Below are 24101 nucleotides of genomic sequence, written 5' to 3'. Positions count from 1 at the left end.
AGAGGGTGTATTGCGGGCTTTATGCCACGCTCACGCGCCGGCGTCAGCCAGGCCCACCGCCCACAGCGCGAAGGCGTAGACGATGGCGACCTCGTCGAGCCGGCTGAAGCGGCCGGAGGCGCCGCCGTGGCCGGCGCCCATGTTGATGCGCAGCAGCACCGGCCCCCCGCCCGTCATGGTGGCGCGCAGCCGCGCGACCCATTTGGCCGGCTCCCAATAGGTGACCCGCGGATCGGTCAAGCCGCCCATCGCCAGGATCGCCGGATAGTCCTTGGCGGCGACGTTGTCGTAGGGCGAGTAGGACAGGATGGTCTTGAAGTCGGCTTCGCTGGCGATCGGATTGCCCCACTCGGGCCATTCCGGCGGCGTCAATGGCAGTGTGTCGTCCAGCATGGTGTTGAGCACGTCGACGAATGGAACCTCGGCGACGATGCCGGCAAACAAGTCGCCCGAGCGGTTGGCGACCGCGCCCATCAGCATGCCGCCGGCGCTGCCGCCATGGGCAACGATGCGCTTCGCCGACGTGTAGTTCGCGGCGATCAGCGCGCGAGCGCTGGCGGCGAAATCGTCGAACGAGTTGGTCTTCTTGTCGCGTTTGCCGTCGAGATACCAGCCCCAGCCCTTGTCGGCGCCGCCGCGGATATGGGCGATCGCATAGACGAAGCCGCGGTCCACCAGCGACAGCGCGTTCGCCGAAAAGCCGGCGCCCATCGCGTGACCGTACGAGCCGTAGCCGTACAGCAGCAGCGGCGCCTTGCCGTCGAGCGGCAGCCCCTTGCGATGCAGGATCGACACCGGCACCTCGGCGCCGTCGTCGGCCTTGGCCATGATCCGCGTGGTGACGTAATCGGCCGGGTTGTGGCCCGACGGAATCTCCTGGCGCTTGCGCAGCACGCGTTCGCGCGTCGCCATGTCGTAGTCGTAGAGTTCCGAGGGCGTCGTCATCGACGAATAGGAGAACCGCATCACGGTGGTGTCGAATTCATAGCCGCCCGACGCCGACAGCGAGTAGGCGGCTTCGTCGAACGCGATGGCATGCTCGTCGCCGCTGGCGAGATCGCGGATCGTCACCGACGGCAGCGCATTTGCGCGCTCCAGCCGCATCAGGTGGCCGCTGAACAGATCGAAGTCGATGATGTAGATGCCTTCGCGGTGCGGGATCAGATCGCGCCAGTTGGCGCGCACCGGATCGGCGAGCGGTGCGGTGACGATCTTGAAGTCGATCGCGCCGTCCGCATTGGTCAGGATGAACAACTCGTCGCCGCGATCGCCGATGGAATACTGAACGCCGAGTTCGCGCGCCGCGACCAGTCGCGGCGGCGCAGTCGGGTCGGCGACGTCGATCAGTCGCTGCTCCGAAGTTTCGTGGTCGCCGCCGGCGATCACGCAGAACCGGCCGCTGGTGCTCTCGTGAATGTGGGTGAACCAGCCGGAGTCTTGTTCTTCGTACACCAGCAGATCGTTGGCCTGCGCGGTGCCCAGCTTGTGCAGCCACACCTGCATTGGGCGATGATTGTCGTCGAGCTTGACGTAGAAGAATCCCGACGAGTCCGCAGTCCACACCACGCCGCCATCGGTCTCCTCGACCTCGTCCGGCAGATCCTGCTTGGTCGCCCAGTCGCGCACCCGGATCGTGTAGTATTCCGAACCCTTGGTGTCGGCGCTCCACGCTTCGAGCTTGTGGTCGAGCGAATGCCGACGGTCGCCGATTTCGAAGTAGTCGAGGCCTTTTGCCAGTTCGTCGCCATCGAGAATGACGTCGATCTCGCCACCGTCGCGCGGGGTGCGGCCGTACAGCGGGTGCTGGCCTCCCTCGCGATATTTACGCAGATAGGCATAGGGCCCATCCGGCAGCGGCACGCTGGAATCGTCTTCCTTGATGCGTCCGCGCATCTCCGCGACCAGCTTCTTCTGCAGCGCATCGGTGTGGCCGAGCACGCCCTGCGTGTAGCCGTTCTCGGCCTCGAGATAAGTGCGGATGTCCGGCTGCAGCAGCGACGGGTCGCGCAGCACCTCCTGCCAGTTCGGGTCCTTCAGCCAGGCGTAGTCGTCATTGATGGTGATGCCGTGGGTGGTGAAGGCGTGCGGACGGCGCGGCGCGACGGGGGGCGTCAAGCTGTCGCGGGGCGGGGACTTTGTCATGGGCAGGTCTCGTTGCATGCGGATGCCGTGGTTTGGCCAAGTTGGGCTTAGCAGAGTTTGGCCCTTGCGGCGCGCGCCGGTTTAAGGTCGAAAGGACGCGGCCGGTTCCGCTCCCGGCCGGGCCTTCGCGGAGTGTGCAAGTGGCTGAAAACAGACCTGATTTTCATGGCGTCTTTCCTTATTTGGTATCCCCGCTGGAGCCCGATGGCGGTGTGCGGACCGATGTGCTCGGCCGGTTGTGCGACGACCTGATCAAGGCGGGCGTGCACGGCCTGACGCCGCTTGGTTCGACCGGCGAGTTCGCCTATCTGGGCGCCGCGCAGCGTGAAGCGGTGGTGCAGGCGACGATCGAGGCCGCGGCCGGGCGCGTGCCGGTGGTCGCCGGCGTGGCGTCGACCTCGACGGCCGATGCGGTGGCGCAGGCGAGGGCGTATCAGAAGCTCGGCGCGACCGGCATCCTCGCCATTCTCGAAGCGTATTTCCCGCTCAAGGACGCGCAGATCGAGAGCTACTTCCGCGCCATCGCCGATGCGGTGGACATCCCGGTGGTGATCTACACCAACCCGCAATTCCAGCGCTCCGATCTCACGCTCGACGTGATCGCGCGGCTCGCCGAGCATCCGCGCATCCGCTATATCAAGGACGCCTCGACCAACACCGGCCGGCTGCTGTCGATCATCAATCGCTGCGGCGAGTCGTTGCAGGTGTTCTCGGCCTCGGCGCACATTCCGGCGGCGGTGATGCTGATCGGCGGCGTCGGCTGGATGGCCGGCCCCGCCTGCATCGCGCCGCGCCAGAGCGTGAAGCTCTACGAGCTGTGCAAGGCGCAACGCTGGGACGAGGCGCTGACGCTGCAGCGCAAGCTGTGGCGCGTCAACGAAGCCTTCGCGAAATTCAATCTCGCCGCCTGCATCAAGGCCGGCCTGGCGCTGCAAGGCTACGACGTCGGCGACCCAGTCCCGCCGCAAGCGGCATTGACGGCGGAGGAGCGCAAGGCGGTCGAGCAGGTGCTGCGCGAGATTGCGTAGTCTCGAGCGTACGCCCCGCGTCGCAGCGCGCTCCCCTCCCCCTTGCGGGGAGGGGTAGGGGGTGGGGGGCCCCAGGCACGACCTGTCTTTGAGCACCCCATCGTCGCTGTACGCTCCCGTGCAGATGATCGCAGCGCCCCGCTCGTGGCGGGGGGCCCCCCCCCCCCCCCCCCCCCCCCCCCCCCCGCGCGGGGGGGGGGCGCCCCCGAGCCGCGGGCACAGGGTTTCGTAACTTCGCCACCCCACCCCGCTCGCTATGCGAGCGACCCTCCCCCTGGAGGGGGAGGGTGAAGGACGGCGTCGCTCCTTCAGGACGCGATAGCCTCCGCCAGCTCCACCTCGCGCCGGCGCGCGGCCATGCGGCTTTCGCCGCTCTCCTCGCCGAAGCAGTCGGCAAAGTCGTTGCACTGCGCGCAGGACGGGGTGCTGCACATCACCATGCCGTCGTCCTCGCAGAGCTTGCGGTAGAAGTAGCGCTTCCAGCGCATGTTGCGGGTATTGCCATGCGCGAGTGGAGCGAAATGGCGGATCAGCAGCCGCGACAGCTCCGACCGGTTGCGCAGACCGAGATCCTCCCACAGATGATCCGGCTCCATCGCGCGCCGGGCTACCATCGCCGCCAGCCAGTGGCCGATCTCGCCGGAAGTCGAGCGATGCTTCAGCAGCAGGTCGCGCAGCATCGCGGCCTCGTCGTCGACCTCCGCCGCGCCGATCGCGAGCACCGACAGCAGCACCGAAACGTGAGGAAAATACGCGATGATCAGAGCGGTAAAGTCATCGGGCAGCAGACCGCAGCGTTCGGAAATCGACCCTGGCTCGGTAAGCGCCGCGGAGAGAATCGACGCCAGCACGTGCCGATCGAAGGCCCGGTCGTCGTCGATCTGCGCGTCTCCCGGCGAACACCCGGTGAGCGCGCGGTAAACGACTGCAGGTGACGACGCGAAGCCGGCGGCGGCGACACGCAGCGGCAGTGCCGGCCCGCCACTCTGAAGATTCGCGGCGCCGCCCATGATCGCTCTCCTACAACCCGAGTTCGCTGGCCTTGACGTGAGTCTGGCAAGCCTTCGGGCAAACCCGGACACAGGCCGAGCAGCCGATGCAATTACCGGCCTGATCCAACACCATCACCTTGCGGACGAATTCCTCATCGTCATCGTCGTCGTTCTCGAGCGAGCAGCCGACCAGTTCGCCGTCCTCATTGACACCCATCAGGTGCATGACGTCACGCGAGCAGACCTTGTGGCAACGACCGCAGCCGATGCATTTGGCGCCGTCGATCGCGGTGAGGTAGGTGGGTTCCCACGGCTTGCCGTCGCGGCTCGAGAAGATCGTCATCGTCGTTACTCCTGGCGCGGCCTCGGCCGCGCGGTTCGTGCTGTCGCTGCGGCCGCGTCAGGCGGCCCAATCAGGCAGCTTTGGCTTCCAGCTCTTTCAAGGTCTTGCGGGCGGCTTCGAGCGCCGCGTAGGCGTCCTGGGTCTGCTGCGCGATCGTCATGATGTTCTGCCAGTTGATCGGCAGTTCCTCGGACAGGTCGTGCAGATTCATCTTCATCGTGGTCGCGCGCGCCGACAGCTTCTTGATCTCGGCTTTCAACGTTTCGATCTCGGACATTCTGGGTTCGCTCCGGTTCAGAGATGGGCGACGTCGGGATATTTGAGAATCATCTCGACCCCCGCGGCGACCAGCTTGTCGCCCTCCTCCGCCAGCTTGCCGAGATTGTCGAAGCCGAACCGGTGCACGTCGCGCATATGCTTGTTGATCACGATCAGCCGGCCCGCGCTCAGGATCAGGCGGCCGAAACCTTCGTGATGCATCTTCATCATCGGCGAGACCATGATCCCCGTCTCGCGCTCGATCGACAGCGCCACCGCATTGTAGAACAGCTCGAGCCGCCACAGCGTTTCCGGATCCGGATCGCCCATCAGCGGAATCTCGCGGCGCTTGGCCTTGTCGATGATGTAAGGCTCGAGCAGCTTAAGGTCGGACTTGTTCTCCCAGGTGCCGTGGGTGTCCTGGGCGCGCAGCTGCTTGATCAGTTCCTTGACGAGCAGCGAGTCGATGGCCGCGTCGGGCGTCGTGGTCGCGTCGGTCATGTCTACACCTCGTCGGCAAAATCGAAATTGCGTTCTTCACCCTTGAGCAGCGCCTTGCGCAGCCACGGCGGCGGCACGCCGCGCAGCACGACTTGCAGCTTGGTGATGAGGTCGGTGATCAGTTCCGGCTGCGCCAGCTTGAGCGGGTGAACTTGCGCCGCGACCACGCGCGCGGCGCCGGATCCTCCGATCGCCGCGCAATACACGATTGCGCACTCCCGGATGGCGTCGATCTTCGCCGCCAGCTTGTCCTCGTTGCCGTCTTCCTTCTCTTCGGCGAACTGCACCGCTTCGACGAAGCGGAAGTCGTCCGGCGTCACCTCGTAGATGGCGATGTTCTTGGCCCAACCGAAATGCGCATCCACGCGCTTCAGATCCTGGGTGGCGAAAGCGACCTTCATGCCGCGCCTCCGTTGCTGTGCATCGTCCGTCTCCTTCGCTGCCGTCTTAATGAGCCGTAGGCGGCGCATCGATCCGATCCGGCTGGCTGGTGGCGAGCGTGCGCCAACTGTCCACATTCGGCTCCCGTATGTTCGCGATGAACTGATTGCCGATCGCGAAGATCAGATCGCGCGTGCCGCGATAACCCACCACGACCTGATGGGCGGCGCCGAGGCGGTCGAACATCGGCAGGCCGATGCGGAACAGCGGTATGCCGAGCCGTTCCGATGCCTGGCGGCCGTGCGAATGCGTCAGCAGCAGATCGCAGCCTTCGGCGCGGTGTTCCAGATCTTCGAGATCGCCGATCAGTACTTCGTCGCTCGGGACGAGCTCGAGCACCGGCGAGGTGGTAGTCGTCACCGCTGCACTCACCGTACAGCCCATATCGGCGAGCCACCCGGCGATATTGAGCAGCATGTCCGGCTCGGCGCCGATCGCGACCTGTTTGCCGCCGAAATAGAAGTGACCGTCGAGCATGGCGTCGACCAACTGGCTGCGCTGCCGCCGATACTTTGGCGGCACCGGCCGGCCGCTGATCCGCGCCAGCGTCGCCATCAGTTCGTCCCCGGCCGCCAGCCCGGTCAGGCGCTGCAGCAGCGTGAACGAAACGCCGGCCTTGGCTTCCAGCGCCGCCGCCGCATCCCGCATCTGTTCGCCGAGCGCCAGCGTATGTGCCGCCGCGCCCATCGCGGCGACCTCAGCCACCGAGACGCCGCCGTGAGTCGTCGGCGTGAAATCGTCCGGCAGATGGCCGTCGAGCGAGCCGGAGATATCCGGCAGGAAGGTCGGCACCAGCCCGAACGCCTCGATGATGTCGCGCAGCTCGTCGATATCGCCCGGCGTCAGATGACTGCCCGCCAGCACATTGAGCTTCGCGAGATCGCGTTCCGTACCGGGCTCGGGCGCTTCGACCAGCGTCTCGACAATGCGGGTGACCGTCGCGGCAAAGCCGTCCTCGAACGCGCCCTTGAAGTCCGGCGTCGACACCGGCACGAGTGCGACATGGGCGAGTTCGGGGTGCTTCGTGCGCACATCCTTGATGAAGCCGTCGAGATCGTCGCCTTTGATCTCGGTCACGCCCGTGGTGCAGATCCCGATCACGTCGGGCTTGGTGCGAGAGACGATGTTGACGATCGCCTGCTCAACATTATCGAAGCCGCCCAGCACGGTGGCGACTTCGCTCATCGCCGTGGTCTGCATCGGGATCTGTTCGCGGAAATGCCGGACGAACAGCACCAGGCCGAACGAGGTGCAACCCTGCGAGCCGTGCAGCAGCGGCATGCAGTTGCGCAGCCCCATGAAGGCGAGCGACGCGCCGAGCGGCTGACTCATCCGCAGCGGGTTGACGGTGCAGGATTTGGTCTGGCTCACGATCTTGGCCATCGCCGCCTCCTCACGCGACCCGCGCGGAGCGCGGCCCGAAGATCGCGCGCTGCCGGTCGTCGATCGCATTGGCGGCGTCGGCGCGCTGCTCCCAGGTCACTTCCTCCCACGGCGGCGCGGAGCGGACCTGATCCCAGATCGGGTTCGACAGCGCCTTGTCGATCTGCCGCACCATCTCGACGATGCCGACATAACCGCAATATGCGTAGGAACGCTCCTGATTGATATCCATCCAGGGCATCCGCGCCTTCAGCGCGACGAACTGCGAGCGGCCGCCCGACAGCATGATGTCGGCCTGCGCCTCTTTGAGCATCTTGTACATTTCGCGCGGGCGCAGATCGTCGATCTGGTGGACGTCGGGGCTCGTCTCCTTGAGCCGCTCCTTGTCTTCCTTGGTCGACTTCTTGACGCTGGTGCCTACGATGGTCAGCCCAGCCTCTTGCAGTGCGGCCACTACAGACCACGATTTTACACCACCGGTGATCAGCAGAACCTTCTTGCCTTCGAGCCGCGGCGTATAGGCCTTGATCGCGGCCCAAGCCTTGGCCTCCTCGCGCGCGATCAGCGCTTCGACGCGGTCCATCAGCTCCGGATCGGCGCCGCGGCCGATCAACAGTCTGGCGATCTGGCGCAGCGATTCCGAGGTGTCGCTGATGCCGTAGAACGAGCCTTCGAAATACGGAATGCCGTAGCGCTCTTCCATCTTTCGCGCGACGTTGATCATCGCGGTGGAGCACACCATCATGGCGGCGCGGGCGCGGTGCGACTGCGCGACCTCGTGGTAGCGCGCGTCGCCCGACAGGCAGGACAGGATGCGGATGCCAAGTTCGTCGAGCAGCGGCTTCACCTGCCACAGCTCACCGGCGACGTTGTACTCGCCGATGATGTTGATGTCGTAAGGGGTGGTGACTTCCGGCTCCTGGGTGCCGATCACGTAATCCAGCATCGCCTCGCCGGCGAGCTTGTTGCCGAGGTTCTTCGGCCCGACGAATCCCGGCGAGATGATCGGGACGCAGGGCTTGCCGAATTTCTCGGCCGCCACCTTGCAGACCGCCACGATGTCGTCGCCCATCATCGCCGGCACGCAGGTCTGATACACGAACACCGCCGGGGGATCGTACTTCTCGATGATTTCCTTGATCGACCGGAACAGCCGCTTCTCGCCGCCGAAGATGACGTCGTTCTCGCCCATGTCGGTGGTGAAGCCGGTGCGATACAGCTTCGAGCCGGACGACTTGGTGCCGCGATTGTCCCAGGACGAGCCTTCGCAGGCGATCGGGCCGTGCACCAGATGGGCGACGTCGACGATCGGCTGCAGCGCGATCTTGGCGCCATCGAAGGCGCAGCCGCCGGCTGCGCCCCCCGGCTGCAGCGGTTTGCTGCAGCCCTTCTTGCGTTGCTTCTCGGACTTGACCTGATTGGCCGCACAGCCGGGCTCGTTGAAGACATCTTGAATCTTGTCTGCGAGGCGGCTCATGCGGCGCTCCTGAGGATCAGGTGGTCCGAGACTTTGTCATCGTCTTCGGCATCAACGGATGATGTCGAAGCTGAGATCGGTCTTGCCGGCGATATTGGTCGCCTTGTCCATCTCGTCGAAGATCTTGTCGAGGATCTTGACCAGGACGTTCATCGTGCCCTGATAGCCCCAGATCGGCGAGCGGTGGTGATGGTGACGATCGAACACCGGGAAGCCCATGCGGATCAGCGGCGTGCCGGTGTCGCGCTCGAGATACTTGCCGTAGGTGTTGCCGATCAGGAAATCGACCGGCTCGGTGAACAGCAGAGAGCGCAGGTGCCAGAGATCCTTGCCGGCGTAGACCTTGCAGTTCTTGCCGAACGGCGAGCTGTCGAGCAGCGCCTGCACCTTGGCTTCCCAGCTCTTGTTGCCGTTGGTCGCCAGGATGTGGGTCGGCTCACCGCCGAGTTCGAGGATGAACTCCGCGACGCCGTAGCAGAGGTCCGGATCGCCGTAGATCGCGAACTTCTTGCCGTGGATGTGCGCCGAGGAGTCGCCGATGGCGTCGACCAGACGGCCGCGCTCCTTGGTCAGCGCCTCGGGGATCGCCTTGCCGGTGATCCGCGAGACCGCCTGCAGGAAGCGGTCGGTGCCGGAGATGCCGATCGGGGAGTTGAACGCGACCACTTCCTGGCCGTGACCCTCGATCGTCGCCAGGGTCTTCTCGGTGCAGAATTCCTGCATCGAGATCGTCGCCTTGGCGTGGATGGCGTTGGCGGCTTCTTCCAGCGTGGTGCCGCCGTCGTACATCCGGAACTCACCGTCGGCCGGGGTATCCCAGACGTCGCTGTTGTCGCCGAAGATGGTGTAGTCGACGCCCATCAGGTCGAAGATGCGCTTGATCTCGCGGATGTTGCCGACGGTGTTGCCGTCGAAGCCGCCGAGGAAGTTGATCGACTCGTTGGGCTTGCGCTCGAGCTTCTCGACCGTGCCGGACTTGCCGTCCCAGAAGTGCTCGACGATGCCCTTCATGACGTTGTCGTAGCCGGTGATGTGGCTACCGACGAAGGCCGGGGTGTGGGCGTAGGTGACGTCGAAGTCCTGCGGGACCGAACCCTTTTCCTTGGCGTTCTTGATGAACGCGTTGAGGTCGTCGCCGATCACCTCGGCCATGCAGGTGGTCGAGACCGCGATCATCTTCGGCTTGTACAGGGCGTAGGAGTTCGCCAGGCCGTCGATCATGTTGTTGAGGCCACCGAACACCGCGGCGTCTTCGGTCATCGACGACGAGACGCAGGAGGTCGGCTCCTTGAAGTGGCGCGAGAAGTGGCTGCGATAATACGCGACGCAGCCCTGCGAGCCGTGCACGAACGGCAGCGTCTTCTCGAAGCCGACCGCGGCGAACACCGCGCCGAGCGGCTGGCAGGCCTTGGCCGGATTGATGACCAGGGCTTCACGAGCGAAGTTCTTCTCCTGATATTCCTTGGTCTTGGTCCAATCCGACACCCGCGCGACTTCGGCTTCGCCGACGGCGTTTTCGAACTGCTTACGCTTGTTATCCATCATGTCCGCATATTCGGGCTGATGGAAGAGATCGAAGTGATCCCGGATCTTTTCTGCGGTCTCGGTCATGGTGATGTTCTTTCCCAAGGAATTCGGGGACTCGGTGCTTCCGGTGGATCTCACCGGAAGCCCGGGTGACGAGTGGGTTCAGCTCCGAACCGTCAGCTCCAGGGAGCCTTGGTAAGCTTCCAGATCGGAGCGTTGATGGCGATATCCATGTCGCGGGCGAAGATGGCGAAGCCGTCATAGCCGTGATACGGGCCGGAATAGTCCCACGAGTGCATCTGGCGGAACGGCACACCCATCTTCTGGAAGATGTACTTTTCCTTGATGCCGGAGCCGACCAGATCGGGCCGGACCTTCTCGACGAACTTCTCGAATTCGTAGCCGGTGACGTCGTCGTAGATCAGCGTGCCGTCCTTCACGTAGTGGGTGGTGCGCTGATAGTCGTCGTTGTGGCCGAATTCGTAGCCGGTGCCGACCACTTCCATGCCGAGGTCTTCGTAGGCGCCGATGACGTGGCGCGGACGCAGGCCGCCGACGTAGAGCATGACCTTCTTGCCTTCGAGGCGCGGGCGATAGCGATCGACGATCGCCTGCATCCGCGGCTTGTATTTGGCGATGACGCGCTCGGCGCCTTCCTTGATCTTGTCGTCGAACTTCGAGGCGATCTCGCGCAGCGACGCCTCGATCTTGGTCGGGCCGAAGAAGTTGTATTCGACCCACGGGATCCCGAACTTCTCTTCCATGTGCCGCGTGATGTAGTTCATCGAGCGGTAGCAGTGCAGGATGTTCAGCTTCGCCTTCGGGGTGTTCTCGAGCTCGGCGATGGTGCCGTCGCCGGACCACTGCGCGATCACGCGCAGACCCATTTCCTCGAGCAGGATGCGCGAGGCCCAGGCGTCGCCGCCGATGTTGTAGTCGCCGATGATCGCCACGTCGTACGGGGTCGATTCGAAAGTCGCGACCTTGTCGCCGGCCTTGTCGAACACCCAGTCGCGGATCACGTCGTTGGCGATGTGGTGGCCGAGCGACTGCGACACGCCGCGGAAGCCTTCGCAGCGCACCGGGATGATCGGCTTGCCGTCATACTGCTTCGACTTGGCCTTGGAGACCGCCTCGATGTCGTCGCCGATCAGACCGATCGGGCATTCCGACTGCACCGAGATGCCGCGGTTGAGCGGGAACAGCTCCTGGATCTCGTCGATGATCTTGCCGAGCTTCTTGTCGCCGCCGAAAACGATGTCCTTCTCCTGGAAGTCGGACGTGAACTGCATCGTACCGAAAGTGTCGATGCCGGTGTTGCCCTTGTAGTAATTGCGGCGCGAGCCCCAGGAATACTGGCCGCAGCCGACCGGGCCGTGGCTGATATGGACCATGTCCTTGATCGGGCCCCACACCACGCCCTTCGAACCGGCGTAGGCGCAGCCACGGATCGTCATGACGCCCGGGATCGACTTGATGTTCGACTTGACCGAGCACTCGGCCTTCTCGGCCTCGTAGGTGTTGAGATGCTTGGCGCGACGCTTGGCCGACTTGTCCGGATAGGCCTCCAGGACTTCGCCGATCAGCTGCTTGTTACGTTCCTTGATGTCCGCGGGGGATTCTGCGACTGCGGTGCTCATCGTTGTTCCTCGTATCTGGGGCCGCCGGGGGACCGGCCGCGCGAGGCGGCCGGCCCGGCTGATGGGATCAGGCGGACGCGGCGGCCGCCTTGGCGGCTTCCTTGGCCTGCAATTCGGCGAGCGCCTGCTCGTCGGTCTTCATGATGCCGAAGTCGAGCAGCATCTCTTCGAGCTCTTCCATCGTGATCGGGGTCGGGATGGTGCCCTTGCCGCCGTTGGCATGGACCTTCTCGGCCAGCGTCCGATACTCCTTCGCCTGCTGCGAATCCGGCGCGTACTGGATCACGGTCTGGCGGCGCAGCTCGGCGTGCTGCACGATATTGTCGCGCGGCACGAAGTGGATCAGCTGCGAGTTGAGCCGCTTGGCCAGCGCTTCGGCGAGATCGAGCTCGCGGTCGGTCTGGCGCTCGTTGCAGACCAGGCCGCCGAGGCGGACGCCGCCCGACGAGGCGTACTTCAGAATGCCCTTGGCGATGTTGTTGGCGGCATACAGCGCCATCATCTCGCCGGACATGACGATGTAGATTTCCTGCGCCTTGTTCTCGCGGATCGGCATCGCGAAGCCGCCGCACACCACGTCGCCGAGCACGTCGTAGGAGACGTAGTCGACGTCCTCATAGGCGCCGTTCTCTTCGAGGAAGTTGATCGCGGTGATGACGCCGCGGCCGGCGCAACCGACGCCCGGCTCCGGGCCGCCGGCTTCGGTGCACTTGATGCCCTTGTAGCCGACCTTCATCACGTCTTCGAGTTCGAGGTCCTCGACCGAACCCGCTTCCGCCGCGAGGCTCAGCACGGTGTCCTGCATCTTGGTGTTGAGGATCAGGCGGGTGGAGTCCGCCTTGGGGTCGCAGCCGACGATCAGGATCTTCTGACCCATCTCGACCAGCGCGGCCAGAGTGTTCTGCGAGGTGGTGGACTTGCCGATGCCGCCCTTGCCGTAGAATGCGATTTGCCGAAGTGCCATGTTTTCTCTCCGTTGACCTAATGCCGCTTGATCGATTTGCGCCGGACCGCGCAGCTCATTCAGTTCAAAACCGTCGCACGGCTCAGATGCGGACGTTGCGCTTCGCTTGTCTGCTCAGCCAACGATGCCTCGCCTTGCTGATCCCTGTTTTGCAACGACCGTGCCAAGCGCCGCGCAACGCGAAAAAGCGTGCAATTCCGTGCGGATAGTCAGCGTGAAAGTGAAATGTACATAGATGTTTAGAATCCGACATCGGGGCCCGCCGGACGACATCGGTAGATGCAGCTGTTAGAAACGAAACAAACTGATACCGGCTGGCGAAGCTACACGAGACATCGTCGCAACTGGCGACGTCATCTCTCCGTCATTGCGAGGAGCGAAGCGACGCAGCAATCCAGCTCAGTGCACAGAAGCTGGATTGCTTCGCTTCGCCCGCAATGACGGTGGGACTGAAGACTCCACGTCACACAACGTCGTGATGCCCGGCCTCGTGCCGGGCATCAACGAATACGGCGGTGCCCGTTGCAAGAACGTCAATGGCCGGCACGAGGCCGGCCATGACGTGGAGAGTGCGGGGGGCGACAGCAGACTTACGCCGTCAGCGCCTGTCCCTGCAGTGCTTCAGCCAATTCGCCGACGAACTTCAACAGCGGAAGCTCCAGCCGGGTGATGCTCTGCTCTTCCAGGAAGCGCTCTTCGTTGCGGGTCAGTGGATCGGGCAGCACGGCCCAGTGCTTCGCCGAAGAGCGCTTCATGATCTGACGCGCGAACAGACGATCGAGCTGATTGTCGAAACGGCAGCCGAGAAACAGGAAGTGCCGGTCGCGCCGTAGTTCCTGCACCGACTGCGGGATCGGCGTCTGGATGTCGATCTCGGTCAGGACTTCGACGAAGTCGCTGTCCGACACCAGGAAGTTCGCCGCCGGACGCACCGAGCCGAGCGGCTGGTAGAGCAGCGTCGCCCAGCCGCGCGCCTCGTCCGGCACCGGCGCGAACAGCGGCATGTCGTCGGCCACGATGCTCGGATCGGGCCCGGTCACTTCGCTGCCGTCGGGCCGAAAGAAATTCACCCAGCGGCCGTGATGCTCGGTCTGGCTGACGCCCTGGGCCATGCCCCAATCGATGCGACTCGCGAGGGCCTTCTGCGGCAGGTCGTCGTACCAGGCGTGCACCAGCAGCGGCAATTCCGGCAATTCGGCCAGCATCCGATGCAGACCGTTTGGCTCAGCCGACGCACGGAACGCTTCGGTCATCAGCGACGACAGCGTCTTGCGATGTTTGAAGTTCTCGATGTACTGCGCGGCGCCGGTGAGATTGCTCCGCACCTTGTGCGGCACCGTGGTCTTGGCGGTCAGCCGCGCCACCAGTTCGAGCGGCGACGTCGGTACGCCGGCCTCGCCCAGCGTCAGCACGCCCGAGCCGAGATAAGGAATCACCCGCCCCTGCGCGAAACCTGCGGCGATGTCATGCAGCGCTTTAACGGTCATCCTGTTCTCCCTTGATGGTCGGAACGACTATTCAGTCGTCATTGCGAGGAGCACCCGGATCGGCGCTTCGCGCCGTCCGAGTACAGGCTCCGCGACGAAGCAACCCAGCCAGGTGCAGGAAGCTGGATTGCTTCGCTGCGTTCGCAATGAAGGAGTGTTGCAGGGCTTCGGCCAGCATTCATCCGTGCCCACTCACCTCCGCGCTGCCTTGCGATCCGCCACGACCAGCCCGGTCGCCTGCGCCGGATTGCCCGTTATGGTCCAGCAGTGATCGGAGCTGTCGACCAGATAGACGTTGAATTGCGGATAGACACGGAACGGCTGCTCCTGGTCGATATCCGACGCGTCGCAGCGTGTCAGCGACATTGCCGGCAGTTGCTGTCGAAGCCGAGGGAACACACCTGCGTCCGCGTCCGCGCAGCCGAGCAGCGTGTCGAGTGTCGTGAGATCGTCGGCGGACAGCGGCATGGTCAGAGCTTGCGCGCTTCGACGGTGATCGGCAGCGGCGTATCGGCGGCCATCACCGGGAGCTCGAGTTGCCAGCCATTGGCGAGCGTCACCTTGCCGCCCCACAGCGCTTCATTCTCGATCTCGACAATTGCCTCTTCGAGATCTTTCTTGGGCACATACGCCGACAGCCCCTTTTCGGTCCTGCGGATCATCACTTTCATGGTTTCGGTCCTTGGCCTGGCCGCCGCGGCGACCGTTATCTCGAGCATGATCCCGAAAAGTGGATACCGGTTTTCGGACAAGATCATGCTCACTTTCAAAGAGCCGCGATTTCGTGTTCGAGGCAGCCGATCACGCGGTGCTCGGCGAATTCGACCAGGTAAACCGGCTGATTGCTCTCCTCGTGGAGACCGATCCGCACGATCTCGCCGGTATCGCCGCTCTTCACCAGCAGCGCTTCTTCCGGCTGGTCCGGGAAGCTGCCGTCGTTGAACAGATCGACCTGCGCACGGACCGGCTGGCCCCATTGATATTTCGGCTCGCTCATCACGCGACCTCCTGCTGGCTCGGGGGCGCGGCTTCGACCGGCATCAGCTCTTTGCGCTTCATGCCGACGATGCGGCCCTGAGCGACGAAATCGACGCCATAGATGTAGAACTGCTGCAGGAAGGTGCCGATCGAGACGACGTAGCCCTCGTCACCCTTCTTCACCAGCACCTCGCCGATTTCCTTGCCGGGAAAGGTGCCGTCGTTGCGGATGTTGATCCGCGCCCGCACTTTCTGGCCGTAGTCGAACGTCGGAGGTCCATCGAGTTCGACGATGTCGCTGTCGCGGGCGATGTTCATGATGATGGCTCCGTTGCGGGCTTGGCGTTGGGGGCAGGACCTGAGCGCGGCGCGCCGGTGAATCCGGTGCGGCTGCGGACCAGCTCGCGCACCAGCGGATCGGGATCATCGAGCAATCGGCTCAGTTCGTAGGTGTCGACGCGGCTCGCCACTTCGTAGCGAACCCGCCAATCGGCATCGTCGATCATCGCCAGCAGCCGTCCCGGCGACATCCGCCTTGCGGCTTCGAGCCGGACCTCGCCGTCCTTGTCCATCGCCATCTGCGCCAGCCATTCGGGGCCGATCCGACGCGCGACCTCGCGGCGCACGCCGCTGTCGGAATCGAGCACCAGCAGCGGCAGCAGCCCGGGCGAAGCACGCTTCGCAACGATCTGGCGGACGTAGTAGTCCTCGTCACTCGCCATCGGGCGCAGATCATCGTCACTCAGCACCGAGGCAACCCGGATCCGCACTTCGCGGTGCGGATCGCTGCGCAGCGGGAGCAGGTAACGCTTCGGCAATCGCCGCGCTGCGCTCCAGCGTACGGTCTCATCCGGATCCTGCAGCAGCCTGGGAAGCAAGAACACGGTCGCGTAGCCGGCCGCGACCGCTCGGGTCTCGAAATACGGATGGTCGAGATATTGGTCGGCGAGCGCCCGATTGCGCTGGAAGAAGCGCTCCAGCCGCCGGGCATAGCGATCCTGAACACAGGCCTTCTTCAACTCGCAGCCGCCCGCCGCCAACAGATCGCGATGCGGGCACGACGCGCAGTCGATCTCGTTGCCCTGCCAGTCGCGGGCTTCGTCGATGTCAGTCGTCATCGACCTGCCCTATCCGTTGCCAGACGTCATGCAGCACACCGGCGTTGACCTTGTCGGAGGGATCGAGCTCGAGCAGCTTTTCGATCGCCGCATGGCCTTCGTCGAGGTCGCCGAGGCGCATCCGCAAATACGCATAGGCTTTCAGCGCGAACAGATAGAACCGCGGCAGGATCGCGGCGAAGCTGGAAAACTCGGCGTCGCTGCGCCGGACCTTGCGCCAATCGGCATCAAGACCGTTGTCGCGCGCCGCTTTAGTCAGGCAGACTTCGGCGATATGCAGCGCCTCCTGCAGCCGGCCTTTGTAGAAATAGAAGCGGTACAGTCCGATCAGCACCGCGGCGTGATCCGGCGCCAACGCCTGCGCGTCGCGCAGATGCTGTTCGGCTTCCGCATCGCTTTGAAAGTCGCTGCCGGCCAATTCAAGGTGGCGCTGGGCGTCGGTCGGAAGCCCCGCACCGAGCAACGCACCGGCGAGCAAGGACTGCTCGGGACCGGACATCGTCAGCTCGCTGTGCAGGACATGCGACATCTCACAGCTCCTGCAACTGATGCAGATTCTGCTTCGGCGCCTCGACGGTGCCGCCAGAGCACTGGCAGTTCGACGGCTTCGGATCGTGGAAGATGAAGCCGCTCGACGTCGGGGTTTCCATGAAATCGATGGTGACGCCTTCGAGCAGCTTGCAGCTCTCGTCGGGAACGAACAGCCGCAGGTCGCCGTGGTCGATCACCTGATCGCCCGACCGCGGCGCTGCCTCGACGTCGAACGCGGCCGTCAGTCCTGAACAGCCGCCGGACGTCACCGCGAGGCGGAAGCCGCCGGCGCCACCGCTGAGCCGGAGCATCCGGCGAATGAATTTCTCAGCCGAGGGGGTAAAAATCAGAGCCATCTGTTTCCTCATGCTGCGCGCGAGCGCGGGACGGAATTGTCGATCACGCAGGTGTCGTCGACCGGACACACCGCGACGCATTGCGGCATGTCGAAATGGCCGATGCACTCGGTGCACTTGGCCGGATCGATCGCGAACACGCCGCCCTTTTCGAAGATCGCGACGTTCGGACACTGCGGCTCGCAGGCCGAGCAAGAGGTGCATTGCGATGCGACGATCTTGTAGGCCATGGCGGCGCCTCCTGTGTTGGCTCGCCTACGCTTCGGTGAAGGCGCCCTGCCGAATCGCAGCGTCGCCGCGCGCGATGTGGCGGATCTCGGAATTATCGACACGTTCGAGATAATCCTTGAAGTAGGCGATCACCGACTGCTCGATGTATTCGAACGCGTAGGTCTCGACCGCTTCGATGCCGGCGCCGGCGAGCGAGTCCTTCGGACACAGCCCGATCTTGGCGACCAGCACTGCGGTGCAATCGTTCAGCGCCTTCAGGATCGGCTCGATGCCGGTGTCGCTGGCATAGCCCCCCTCGCAATACAGATCGACGCGGCGGTGGCCGACGAACTTGGCGCCCGCTGTTGAAACCTCGTAGATCTGGAATTCGTGGGCGTGGCCGAAATGCTCGTTGATGACGCCGCCGCCCTTGGTGGCGATCGCGACCTGGATCTTGATGGTGGCCGTCTTGTCGGCCAGCTTCGCGAGTTCGCGCTGCTTGGCCACAGCGATCGCATCGCGCTCGGCTTCGACCTTGGCCTGATAGGCCTGACGGCCGGCGAGATCGTATTCGACGTCCATCGCCATCACCTTCTCGGTGGTGAACTCGGCGCTGCGATCTTCGCCGAGCAGGCCGACCGCGTCGGCGCGGCACTGCCGGCAGTGCCGCATCATGTTCATCTCGCCTTCGCAATCGTCCTGCAGCGCCTTGAGCTCCTGGGCGGTCGGGCCGCGCTGGCCGGACAGGCCGAACGCCGTGCCGTGCTCGGCTTCCGAGATCAGCGGCATGATGTTGTGCAGGAAGGCGCCGCGCGACTTCACGGCCTTGTTGACCTCGATCAGATGCTTGTCGTTGATCCCGGGGATCATCACCGAATTGACCTTCACCAGGATGCCGCGCGCGGTCAGCATTTCGAGGCCGAGCAGCTGCCGCTCGCTGAGGATCTTCGATGCCTCGACGCCGGTGATGCGGCGGTGGTCGTAGAAGATCCACGGATAGATCTGCGCGCCGATCTCCGGATCGATCATGTTGATGGTGATGGTGACGTGATCGACGTTCATGGCGGCGATCTGCTCGACATAGTCGGGCAGCATCAGGCCGTTGGTGGACAGGCACAGCTTGATATCAGGCGCCGTCTCGGTCACCAGCTCGAAGGTCTTGAAGGTCTTTGCCGGATTGGCGAGCGCGTCGCCGGGGCCGGCGATGCCGAGCACGGTCATCTGCGGAATGGTCGAAGCAACCGCGACCACCTTGCGCGCGGCCTGCTCCGGGGTCAGCTTCTCGCTGACCACGCCGGGGCGGGACTCGTTGGCGCAATCGTATTTTCGATTGCAGTAATTGCACTGGATGTTGCACGCGGGCGCGACCGCGACGTGCATGCGGGCGAAGTGATGATGCGCCTGCTCGCTGTAGCAGGGATGGTTCTTCACCTTCTCCCAAACGTCCGGCGGCAAATCGCTCGGGCCGGCGGCGGAGCCGCAGCTGGTCTTGCCGGCGCCGCCCTTGCTGCTGCAGCCGGAGACGCCGCTCCGCAGCTCGTCGAACGAAGCCGCATTGAGGGCGCCGAAATCATGTAGTTGCAGCAGCTTGCTCATAACCAGGCCTCGTTCGATCGCCGCATGACAGGCGGCTTGTCCGTGGGTGGGGTGCTGCAACCGGGCCGGCGAGAGTGCGATGGCAAACTGCGGGCACCACGATTGGGCGATGACGACATCCGACGGTCAAGGCGTCGGCTCGTTGTTCGATCAGGCAGCCATCAGGCCGGCACGCAGGTATTGTCGACCGGGCAGACCGTGACGCATTGCGGCTTGTCGAACTGGCCTTCGCACTCGGTGCACTTGGCGGCGTCGATCACGTAAGTGCCGCGCTTCATCGCGATCGCAGCATTGGGGCATTCGAATTCACAGGCACCGCAGACGGTGCATTGAGACGTCACGATCTTGTAGGCCATAGCCGGCTCCTCGGTTGAGAGACATTGCGTTACGCTTCGTCTTTCAAGCCTCGTGCCAGACTGCTACTTCGTTGATTCTTAGAAGGATTATACGGATCGGCGGAATTTCCGACGGTGTCGGGGCCCCGACACTTGTCGCAAGTCGGACAGATCTTGGATCAGTACGACCGAGGCCATGACGTCACCCCACGTCATGTTCGGGCTCGTCCCGGCCATGACGGAAGTAAGTGCGTAGAGGATGGCGCGGCGAGTTCGTCGGATGGGTTGAGCGTAGCCAAACCCATCAGCACCGACGCTGACGGCGACGGGTTTCGCTCCGCTCAACCCATCCTACGGCTGCTGCAAAACGTGATGGCCGGGACAAGCCCGGCCATCACGGAGAGAATGACAACGATACTCAGAAATGCTTCAGCTCGATGTCGTACTTCTTCAGTGCGTAGCCGATCTGGCGCGGCGTCAGGCCGAGCAGGCGCGCGGCCTTGGCCTGAACCCAGCCGGAGCGCTCCATCGCGCTGACAAGGCGGTCGCGCTCGGACATCGGCGCGCCGTTGGTTGCTTCGGAGGACGGGGCAGCCGCAATATCGAGCGGCGCGTTCGCAGGTTCGCGCGGGACGATCTCGAGCGGCGCCTTGCGCGGCAGCACCTGCAGCGGGATCTGCGGCCGCGGCCGCTCGGGCGCCGGCTCGGTGTGGCCCTTCCACAGGATCGCCGACAGGCACTCGTCCTGGTGACAGGCGAAATCACTATCGAGGATCTGCGGTCCCATAGCCAAGGTGGCGGTGCGGCGGACGCAGTTCTCGAGCTCGCGGACATTGCCGGGGAACGAACACGCCTTCAGCAGCTCGAATGCGCGCGGTTCGAATGCCAGTTCGCGATCATTCTCCTTGTTGAAGTTCTTCAGAAACTCGCTTGCCAGCAGCGGAATGTCGGTCGGCCGATCGCGCAGCGGCGGCAGGATCATCGGCACCACGTTGATCCGGTAGTACAGGTCGGCGCGGAACTCCTTGCGCGCCACCGCCTCTTCGAGATTGCGATTGGTCGCCGCGACGATGCGAACATTGACCTTGATGGTTTGATTGCCGCCGACGCGTTCGAACTCCTGCTCCTGCAACACGCGCAGCAGCTTGGCCTGGAACGACGCCGAAATCTCGCCGATCTCGTCGAGGAACAAGGTGCCCTTGTCGGCGAGCTCGAACCGCCCCTTGCGCGAGGCGATCGCGCCCGTGAATGCGCCCTTCTCATGGCCGAACAGCTCGGATTCCAGCACCGACTCCGGCAGCGCCGCGCAATTGATCTTGATGAAGGGACCATTGGCGCGCGCCGACAATTCGTGGATCGCCTTGGCGATCAGTTCCTTGCCCGTGCCCGACTCGCCGCGCAGCAGCACCGGCGACTGCGACTTGGCGATAATGCTGACCTTGGCGAGCAGCGTGCGGATCGCCGAGCTTTCGCCGACGATGCCGTCGACGCGGACGCGCTTCTTGTCGCGCTGTGGCTTCAGCTCCAACAGTTCCTTCTGCAGCCGGTGGCTCTCCGCCATCAGCCGCTCGCGGTCGCGCGCGACGACGCGATGCAGCTTCACGGTCTGGCCGATCAGGTTGGCCACCATGGTCAGAAAGCGGACGTCGGCGTCCATCCGGAAATTGGCCCGGCCATCGCGCAACCGGTCGATCGTCAGCGTGCCGACCACGCGCGAATCGATCCGGATCGGCACGCCGATGAACGAGACGCGGGTTTCATCGGTTGCGCCGAGCGCCAGGGCATCTGCGGCCGAGAACATCGGATGCGCCGAGACGTTATCGGCGACGAGCGGCACGGAGGTCGCGACGATCTGATCAATCGCTTTCTGCGGCAGCCGCGCCCGGTAGCGGTTGTCGCTGCCTTCGTTCCAGCCGACTCCGACCGTAATATCGGGCACGCTGTCGTCCGCCAGCAGCGAGACGACACCGTTTCGCATCTGCAAGAACGACTGTAGCAGATTGACCACATTGGCCAGCGTGACTTCGAGCCGCGCCGGCGCCGTCAGGATCTTGGAAATCTCGAAGATGCCGGTGAGCGCAATCTCACTCAGCGGTATAGGGTTCTGGTCCATAGGCTTCCGCGATTGCTCGCTATCGACAAGACGTACTTCGCGCTGAGCCATATCCATCTCCATCGCTCCCGAGCTTTCCTCCCTTTAGTTCTGGAGCGTTGCGGGATTGTGTCTGATCCTCATTCCGATGTCGTGCCCAACTTGGCTGCATCGCTGAGGAAACTGATAGCTGTCACTGCACAGTTCGTCGTCAAAGTGAGTCTGATGAATTAGCGCTGATTACTTAGTTACCAGCGGATAAGGCCCACACCTGCATTGATGCAACGCAAAATGAAGGTGGTAAATGACGGCCAGGACGGCAACACCGCTTGCGCTGACCGGACTACTTGCGAACTATTCGCTGAACCCAAATACCGTTTGCGGCGCCTCCCCACCCTCAGCCGTCATCGCCCGCGAAAGCGGGCGCCCCAGTCCTCCAGTGCGTCAGCGATCAACAACGAGCACTCTGGGCCCTGGATCCCCGCATGCGCGGGGATGACGGCTTGAGTGCAATGATCCCTGCGCTACACGCGCTGACCGCCGTTGATGTGGATTTCTTCGCCGGTGACATAGCTCGCCGCATCCGAGCACAGGAAGAACATCACCTTGGCGACCTCCTCCGGTGTTCCGATACGGCGCATCGGGATGGTGGGGGCCAGCATCGCTTCGGTTTCGGGGGACAGAATGTCGGTCTTGATCTCGCCAGGCGCGATCGCGTTGACGCGGATTCCGAAAGGGGCGTAGTCGTGAGCCATCTCGCGGGTGAGGCAGGTCAGCGCCGCCTTCGAGGTCGCGTAGGCGCTGCCCGCGAAGGGATGCACGCGCGAGCCGACGATCGAGGTGACGTTGACGATCGATCCCTGGCCGGCCCGCAGTTCATCGAACAGTCCCTGCGCCAACACGACCGGCGCCAGCAGATTGACATGGAACACGCTCATCCAGGTACCGACCGGCGTATTCAGCGACGTCAGCCGCTCGCCGGCCTCGCTCTTCGGCGAAATCGCGGCGTTGTTGATCAGCGCATGGAGCGGGCCGCCGCCGAGCTTCTCCTTCAACTCGTCGAGCGCCCGCGGCAGCGCGCGGTGATCGGCGAGTTCGACCGCGACGTGGTTCTCCATCCCGGTCGCCCAGGGGCAACGGTCGTCTGCGAACGGTTGACGCGAGCAGGTGATGATCCGCCAGCCGGCGTCGGAGAACAGCTTGCCGGTGGCATGGCCGATGCCGCGCGAAGCGCCCGTCAGCACCAACGTCTTCTGCTTGCCCGAGCGCGACTCGCGCTGATCGTTGTGAAACGGACAAGCGCCGGATGTCGGCGCTCCCGACGGATGCGACGCAGGGTCGTGCGTCGCCGGATCGGGCCGTTCCGGTCCGGGTCCGCCAGGATGCCCTGGCCGCTCGGCGTGCAATGGCTCGCTGTGCAAGGACAACCTCCATCGTTTCCCTGATGGAGGACGTTGCACGAACCGGGCCAGTGCTGCGCCCGGCACGGACGGCATCGTTTCCGCTGAACAACGGTGCGTTGCTGCCATCGAATGTCATGTGACCGACAACGCGGAGCTGCGTCGGTCCGACAAATCGTGGTGTTCCTGACACCTTTGTTCGACCAAAGGCGCAATTCGCACCAGCGCGTGCACTCATCGGACGTGGTCCGGCGCTTGCTTATCAGCCGTCATCTTCACCTTGCGACAGTCGAGATCCGGATGCACCAGCCGATCCATCACAGCCGACGCCGCTTCGCGGTGGTGCTCGGCACGAACGAGATTGCATCGGCCGTGGCGGTGCAGCTGCATCGCACAGGCTTCGCGGTGGTGATGTCACACGATCCGTTTCCGCCGGTCATCCGGCGCCGGATGGCGTTTCACGACGCCTTATTCGGCGACCCAGTGTCGGTGGACGGCGTGATGGGCGAGCGGGCCGACGACGGCATGCAGATCTATCACGCGCTGCGGCACTCGCCTGCGATCCAGGTGACGTGGCTGCCGCTGCCCGACCTGCTGCCGGTGCGGTCGATCGACCTGTTGGTCGATGCGCGAATGCAGAAGCACCGCGTCACGCCCGATCTAAGCCGGCTGGCGCGCCTGAGCATCGGGCTCGGCCCCGGTTTCGCCACCGCGGTGAATTGCGACGTCGCAATCGAGACGCGGCCCGGCCGCAGCGGACTGATCGTGGCGCAGGGCTGGACCGATGCGGCCGATGGCGTGGCCAGCCCGCTGGGCGATGCCGGCGCCGAGCGCTTCCAATACTCGCAGGCGACCGGCCGGTGGCATACGGCGGTCGAAATCGGCCGCCGCGTGTTCAAGGGCTTCGTGCTCGGCCATCTCGGCGGCGAGCCGGTCCGCGCCCCTTGCGACGGCATCGTTCGCGGCATCGCCCGCGACGGCAGCGACGTCCCCGTCCGGGTGAAACTGCTGGAAATCGACCCGCGCGGCCGCCACGCCCAATGGACCGGCCTCGACAGCCGTGGCCGGACCATCGCCGACGCGGTGTGCCGGGCGGCCGGCAAGCTTGATGAGCCGCAGGACGCGCGGGCTTACGTGCGGGTCTGATTGGATTGGCGCTGATCTTCACCCTCCCCTGGAGGGGGAGGGTCGGCACGCAGGCCGCGAAGCGGAATGCGTGACGGGGTGGGGTGAGCCGCGAGCACTGCGGATGAACTCTTCGCGGGCCCCCCCCCCCCCCGGCGGGGGGGGGGCCCCCCCCCC

26 protein-coding genes are annotated in these 24101 nt (G+C 64.3%); 2 read left to right on the top strand and 24 right to left on the bottom strand.

What is annotated here, in order from left to right; genetic code table 11:
• Positions 1–30: 30 nt before the first annotated feature.
• Positions 31–2142 (bottom strand): S9 family peptidase, encoded by a 2112-nt coding sequence (locus LPW26_RS09110; protein ID WP_238734435.1) that lies wholly within the window; start codon positions 2140–2142, stop codon positions 31–33.
• 140 nt (positions 2143–2282) lie between these two features.
• Here LPW26_RS09110 and LPW26_RS09105 point away from each other — a divergent pair, with 140 nt between their 5' ends.
• Positions 2283–3170, top strand: a complete 888-nt coding sequence (locus tag LPW26_RS09105) for a dihydrodipicolinate synthase family protein (RefSeq protein WP_238734432.1) — start codon at positions 2283–2285, stop codon at positions 3168–3170.
• 308 nt (positions 3171–3478) lie between these two features.
• On the opposite strand, the gene LPW26_RS09100 is transcribed toward LPW26_RS09105, so the two are convergent.
• The 23 genes from LPW26_RS09100 to LPW26_RS08990 all read right to left on the bottom strand — a co-directional run bounded on the left by LPW26_RS09100 (position 3479) and on the right by LPW26_RS08990 (position 22820).
• A complete protein-coding gene (locus LPW26_RS09100; RefSeq protein ID WP_238734429.1) occupies positions 3479–4180 on the bottom strand; it encodes a nitrogen fixation protein NifQ in 702 nt (233 codons plus the stop codon).
• Positions 4181–4190: 10 nt separating this feature from the next.
• On the bottom strand, positions 4191–4505 hold the full coding sequence (fdxB, locus tag LPW26_RS09095; protein ID WP_238734427.1) for a ferredoxin III, nif-specific: 315 nt from the start codon (positions 4503–4505) through the stop codon (positions 4191–4193).
• A gap of 70 nt (positions 4506–4575) precedes the next feature.
• The gene (locus tag LPW26_RS09090; protein ID WP_238734422.1) at positions 4576–4782 is read right to left on the bottom strand and encodes a CCE_0567 family metalloprotein; all 207 of its coding nucleotides are present in this window, start codon (positions 4780–4782) and stop codon (positions 4576–4578) included.
• A gap of 17 nt (positions 4783–4799) precedes the next feature.
• Positions 4800–5264, bottom strand: coding sequence for a NifX-associated nitrogen fixation protein (locus tag LPW26_RS09085; RefSeq protein ID WP_238734418.1), 465 nt, complete (start codon positions 5262–5264; stop codon positions 4800–4802).
• 2 nt (positions 5265–5266) lie between these two features.
• Complete coding sequence (gene nifX / locus LPW26_RS09080) at positions 5267–5665, bottom strand: nitrogen fixation protein NifX (RefSeq protein ID WP_238734416.1); 399 nt, start codon at positions 5663–5665, stop codon at positions 5267–5269.
• A 46-nt stretch (positions 5666–5711) separates the two neighbouring features.
• On the bottom strand, positions 5712–7088 hold the full coding sequence (gene nifN / locus LPW26_RS09075; protein WP_238734414.1) for a nitrogenase iron-molybdenum cofactor biosynthesis protein NifN: 1377 nt from the start codon (positions 7086–7088) through the stop codon (positions 5712–5714).
• Positions 7089–7098: 10 nt separating this feature from the next.
• Positions 7099–8565: a nitrogenase iron-molybdenum cofactor biosynthesis protein NifE gene (gene nifE / locus LPW26_RS09070; protein WP_238734412.1), complete on the bottom strand. Its 1467-nt coding sequence runs from the start codon at positions 8563–8565 to the stop codon at positions 7099–7101.
• Positions 8566–8616: 51 nt separating this feature from the next.
• Positions 8617–10176 carry a nitrogenase molybdenum-iron protein subunit beta gene (gene nifK, locus LPW26_RS09065; protein ID WP_238734409.1) on the bottom strand — a complete coding sequence of 520 codons (1560 nt, stop codon included), beginning with the start codon at positions 10174–10176 and terminating at the stop codon, positions 8617–8619.
• Between the two features lie 92 nt (positions 10177–10268).
• Positions 10269–11732, bottom strand: a complete 1464-nt coding sequence (nifD, locus tag LPW26_RS09060) for a nitrogenase molybdenum-iron protein alpha chain (protein WP_238734406.1) — start codon at positions 11730–11732, stop codon at positions 10269–10271.
• Positions 11733–11799: 67 nt separating this feature from the next.
• Positions 11800–12696 (bottom strand): nitrogenase iron protein, encoded by an 897-nt coding sequence (gene nifH / locus LPW26_RS09055; protein ID WP_238734404.1) that lies wholly within the window; start codon positions 12694–12696, stop codon positions 11800–11802.
• Positions 12697–13286: 590 nt separating this feature from the next.
• On the bottom strand, positions 13287–14183 hold the full coding sequence (locus LPW26_RS09050) for an SIR2 family protein (protein ID WP_238734402.1): 897 nt from the start codon (positions 14181–14183) through the stop codon (positions 13287–13289).
• Positions 14184–14375: 192 nt separating this feature from the next.
• Positions 14376–14651 carry a hypothetical protein gene (locus LPW26_RS09045; RefSeq protein ID WP_238734401.1) on the bottom strand — a complete coding sequence of 92 codons (276 nt, stop codon included), beginning with the start codon at positions 14649–14651 and terminating at the stop codon, positions 14376–14378.
• 2 nt (positions 14652–14653) lie between these two features.
• Complete coding sequence (gene nifT, locus LPW26_RS09040; protein ID WP_238734668.1) at positions 14654–14854, bottom strand: putative nitrogen fixation protein NifT; 201 nt, start codon at positions 14852–14854, stop codon at positions 14654–14656.
• 95 nt (positions 14855–14949) lie between these two features.
• The gene (locus LPW26_RS09035; RefSeq protein WP_238734400.1) at positions 14950–15183 is read right to left on the bottom strand and encodes a nitrogen fixation protein NifZ; all 234 of its coding nucleotides are present in this window, start codon (positions 15181–15183) and stop codon (positions 14950–14952) included.
• Entirely contained in the window at positions 15180–15479 is a 300-nt protein-coding gene (locus tag LPW26_RS09030) for a nitrogen fixation protein NifZ (protein WP_238734399.1), read from the bottom strand. The genes LPW26_RS09035 and LPW26_RS09030 overlap by 4 nt, the downstream gene beginning before the upstream one ends.
• The gene (locus LPW26_RS09025; protein WP_238734398.1) at positions 15476–16279 is read right to left on the bottom strand and encodes a 4Fe4S-binding leucine-rich repeat protein; all 804 of its coding nucleotides are present in this window, start codon (positions 16277–16279) and stop codon (positions 15476–15478) included. Before LPW26_RS09025 ends, LPW26_RS09030 begins: the two co-directional genes overlap by 4 nt.
• Positions 16269–16808 carry a hypothetical protein gene (locus tag LPW26_RS09020; RefSeq protein WP_238734397.1) on the bottom strand — a complete coding sequence of 180 codons (540 nt, stop codon included), beginning with the start codon at positions 16806–16808 and terminating at the stop codon, positions 16269–16271. Before LPW26_RS09020 ends, LPW26_RS09025 begins: the two co-directional genes overlap by 11 nt.
• Before the next feature lies 1 nt (position 16809).
• Entirely contained in the window at positions 16810–17166 is a 357-nt protein-coding gene (locus LPW26_RS09015) for a HesB/IscA family protein (RefSeq protein WP_238734395.1), read from the bottom strand.
• Positions 17167–17174: 8 nt separating this feature from the next.
• Positions 17175–17396 carry a 4Fe-4S binding protein gene (locus LPW26_RS09010; RefSeq protein ID WP_238734393.1) on the bottom strand — a complete coding sequence of 74 codons (222 nt, stop codon included), beginning with the start codon at positions 17394–17396 and terminating at the stop codon, positions 17175–17177.
• Positions 17397–17421: 25 nt separating this feature from the next.
• Positions 17422–18972 carry a nitrogenase cofactor biosynthesis protein NifB gene (gene nifB / locus LPW26_RS09005; protein ID WP_238734391.1) on the bottom strand — a complete coding sequence of 517 codons (1551 nt, stop codon included), beginning with the start codon at positions 18970–18972 and terminating at the stop codon, positions 17422–17424.
• A gap of 161 nt (positions 18973–19133) precedes the next feature.
• On the bottom strand, positions 19134–19328 hold the full coding sequence (locus LPW26_RS09000; RefSeq protein WP_238734388.1) for a 4Fe-4S binding protein: 195 nt from the start codon (positions 19326–19328) through the stop codon (positions 19134–19136).
• Positions 19329–19725: 397 nt separating this feature from the next.
• Positions 19726–21471, bottom strand: a complete 1746-nt coding sequence (gene nifA / locus LPW26_RS08995) for a nif-specific transcriptional activator NifA (RefSeq protein ID WP_238734666.1) — start codon at positions 21469–21471, stop codon at positions 19726–19728.
• Between the two features lie 452 nt (positions 21472–21923).
• Positions 21924–22820, bottom strand: coding sequence for an SDR family NAD(P)-dependent oxidoreductase (locus LPW26_RS08990; RefSeq protein ID WP_238734387.1), 897 nt, complete (start codon positions 22818–22820; stop codon positions 21924–21926).
• 279 nt (positions 22821–23099) lie between these two features.
• Here LPW26_RS08990 and LPW26_RS08985 point away from each other — a divergent pair, with 279 nt between their 5' ends.
• Positions 23100–23945 (top strand): xanthine dehydrogenase, encoded by an 846-nt coding sequence (locus LPW26_RS08985; RefSeq protein WP_238734384.1) that lies wholly within the window; start codon positions 23100–23102, stop codon positions 23943–23945.
• Positions 23946–24101: the final 156 nt, after the last annotated feature.

Origin of the sequence: Rhodopseudomonas infernalis (genome assembly GCF_022271405.1) — a bacterium.
GTDB classification, from domain to species: Bacteria; Pseudomonadota; Alphaproteobacteria; order Rhizobiales; family Xanthobacteraceae; genus Rhodopseudomonas; species Rhodopseudomonas infernalis.
The sequence above is the reverse complement of the archived record's forward strand: the minus strand, read 5'-3'. Positions and strand labels throughout refer to the sequence as shown.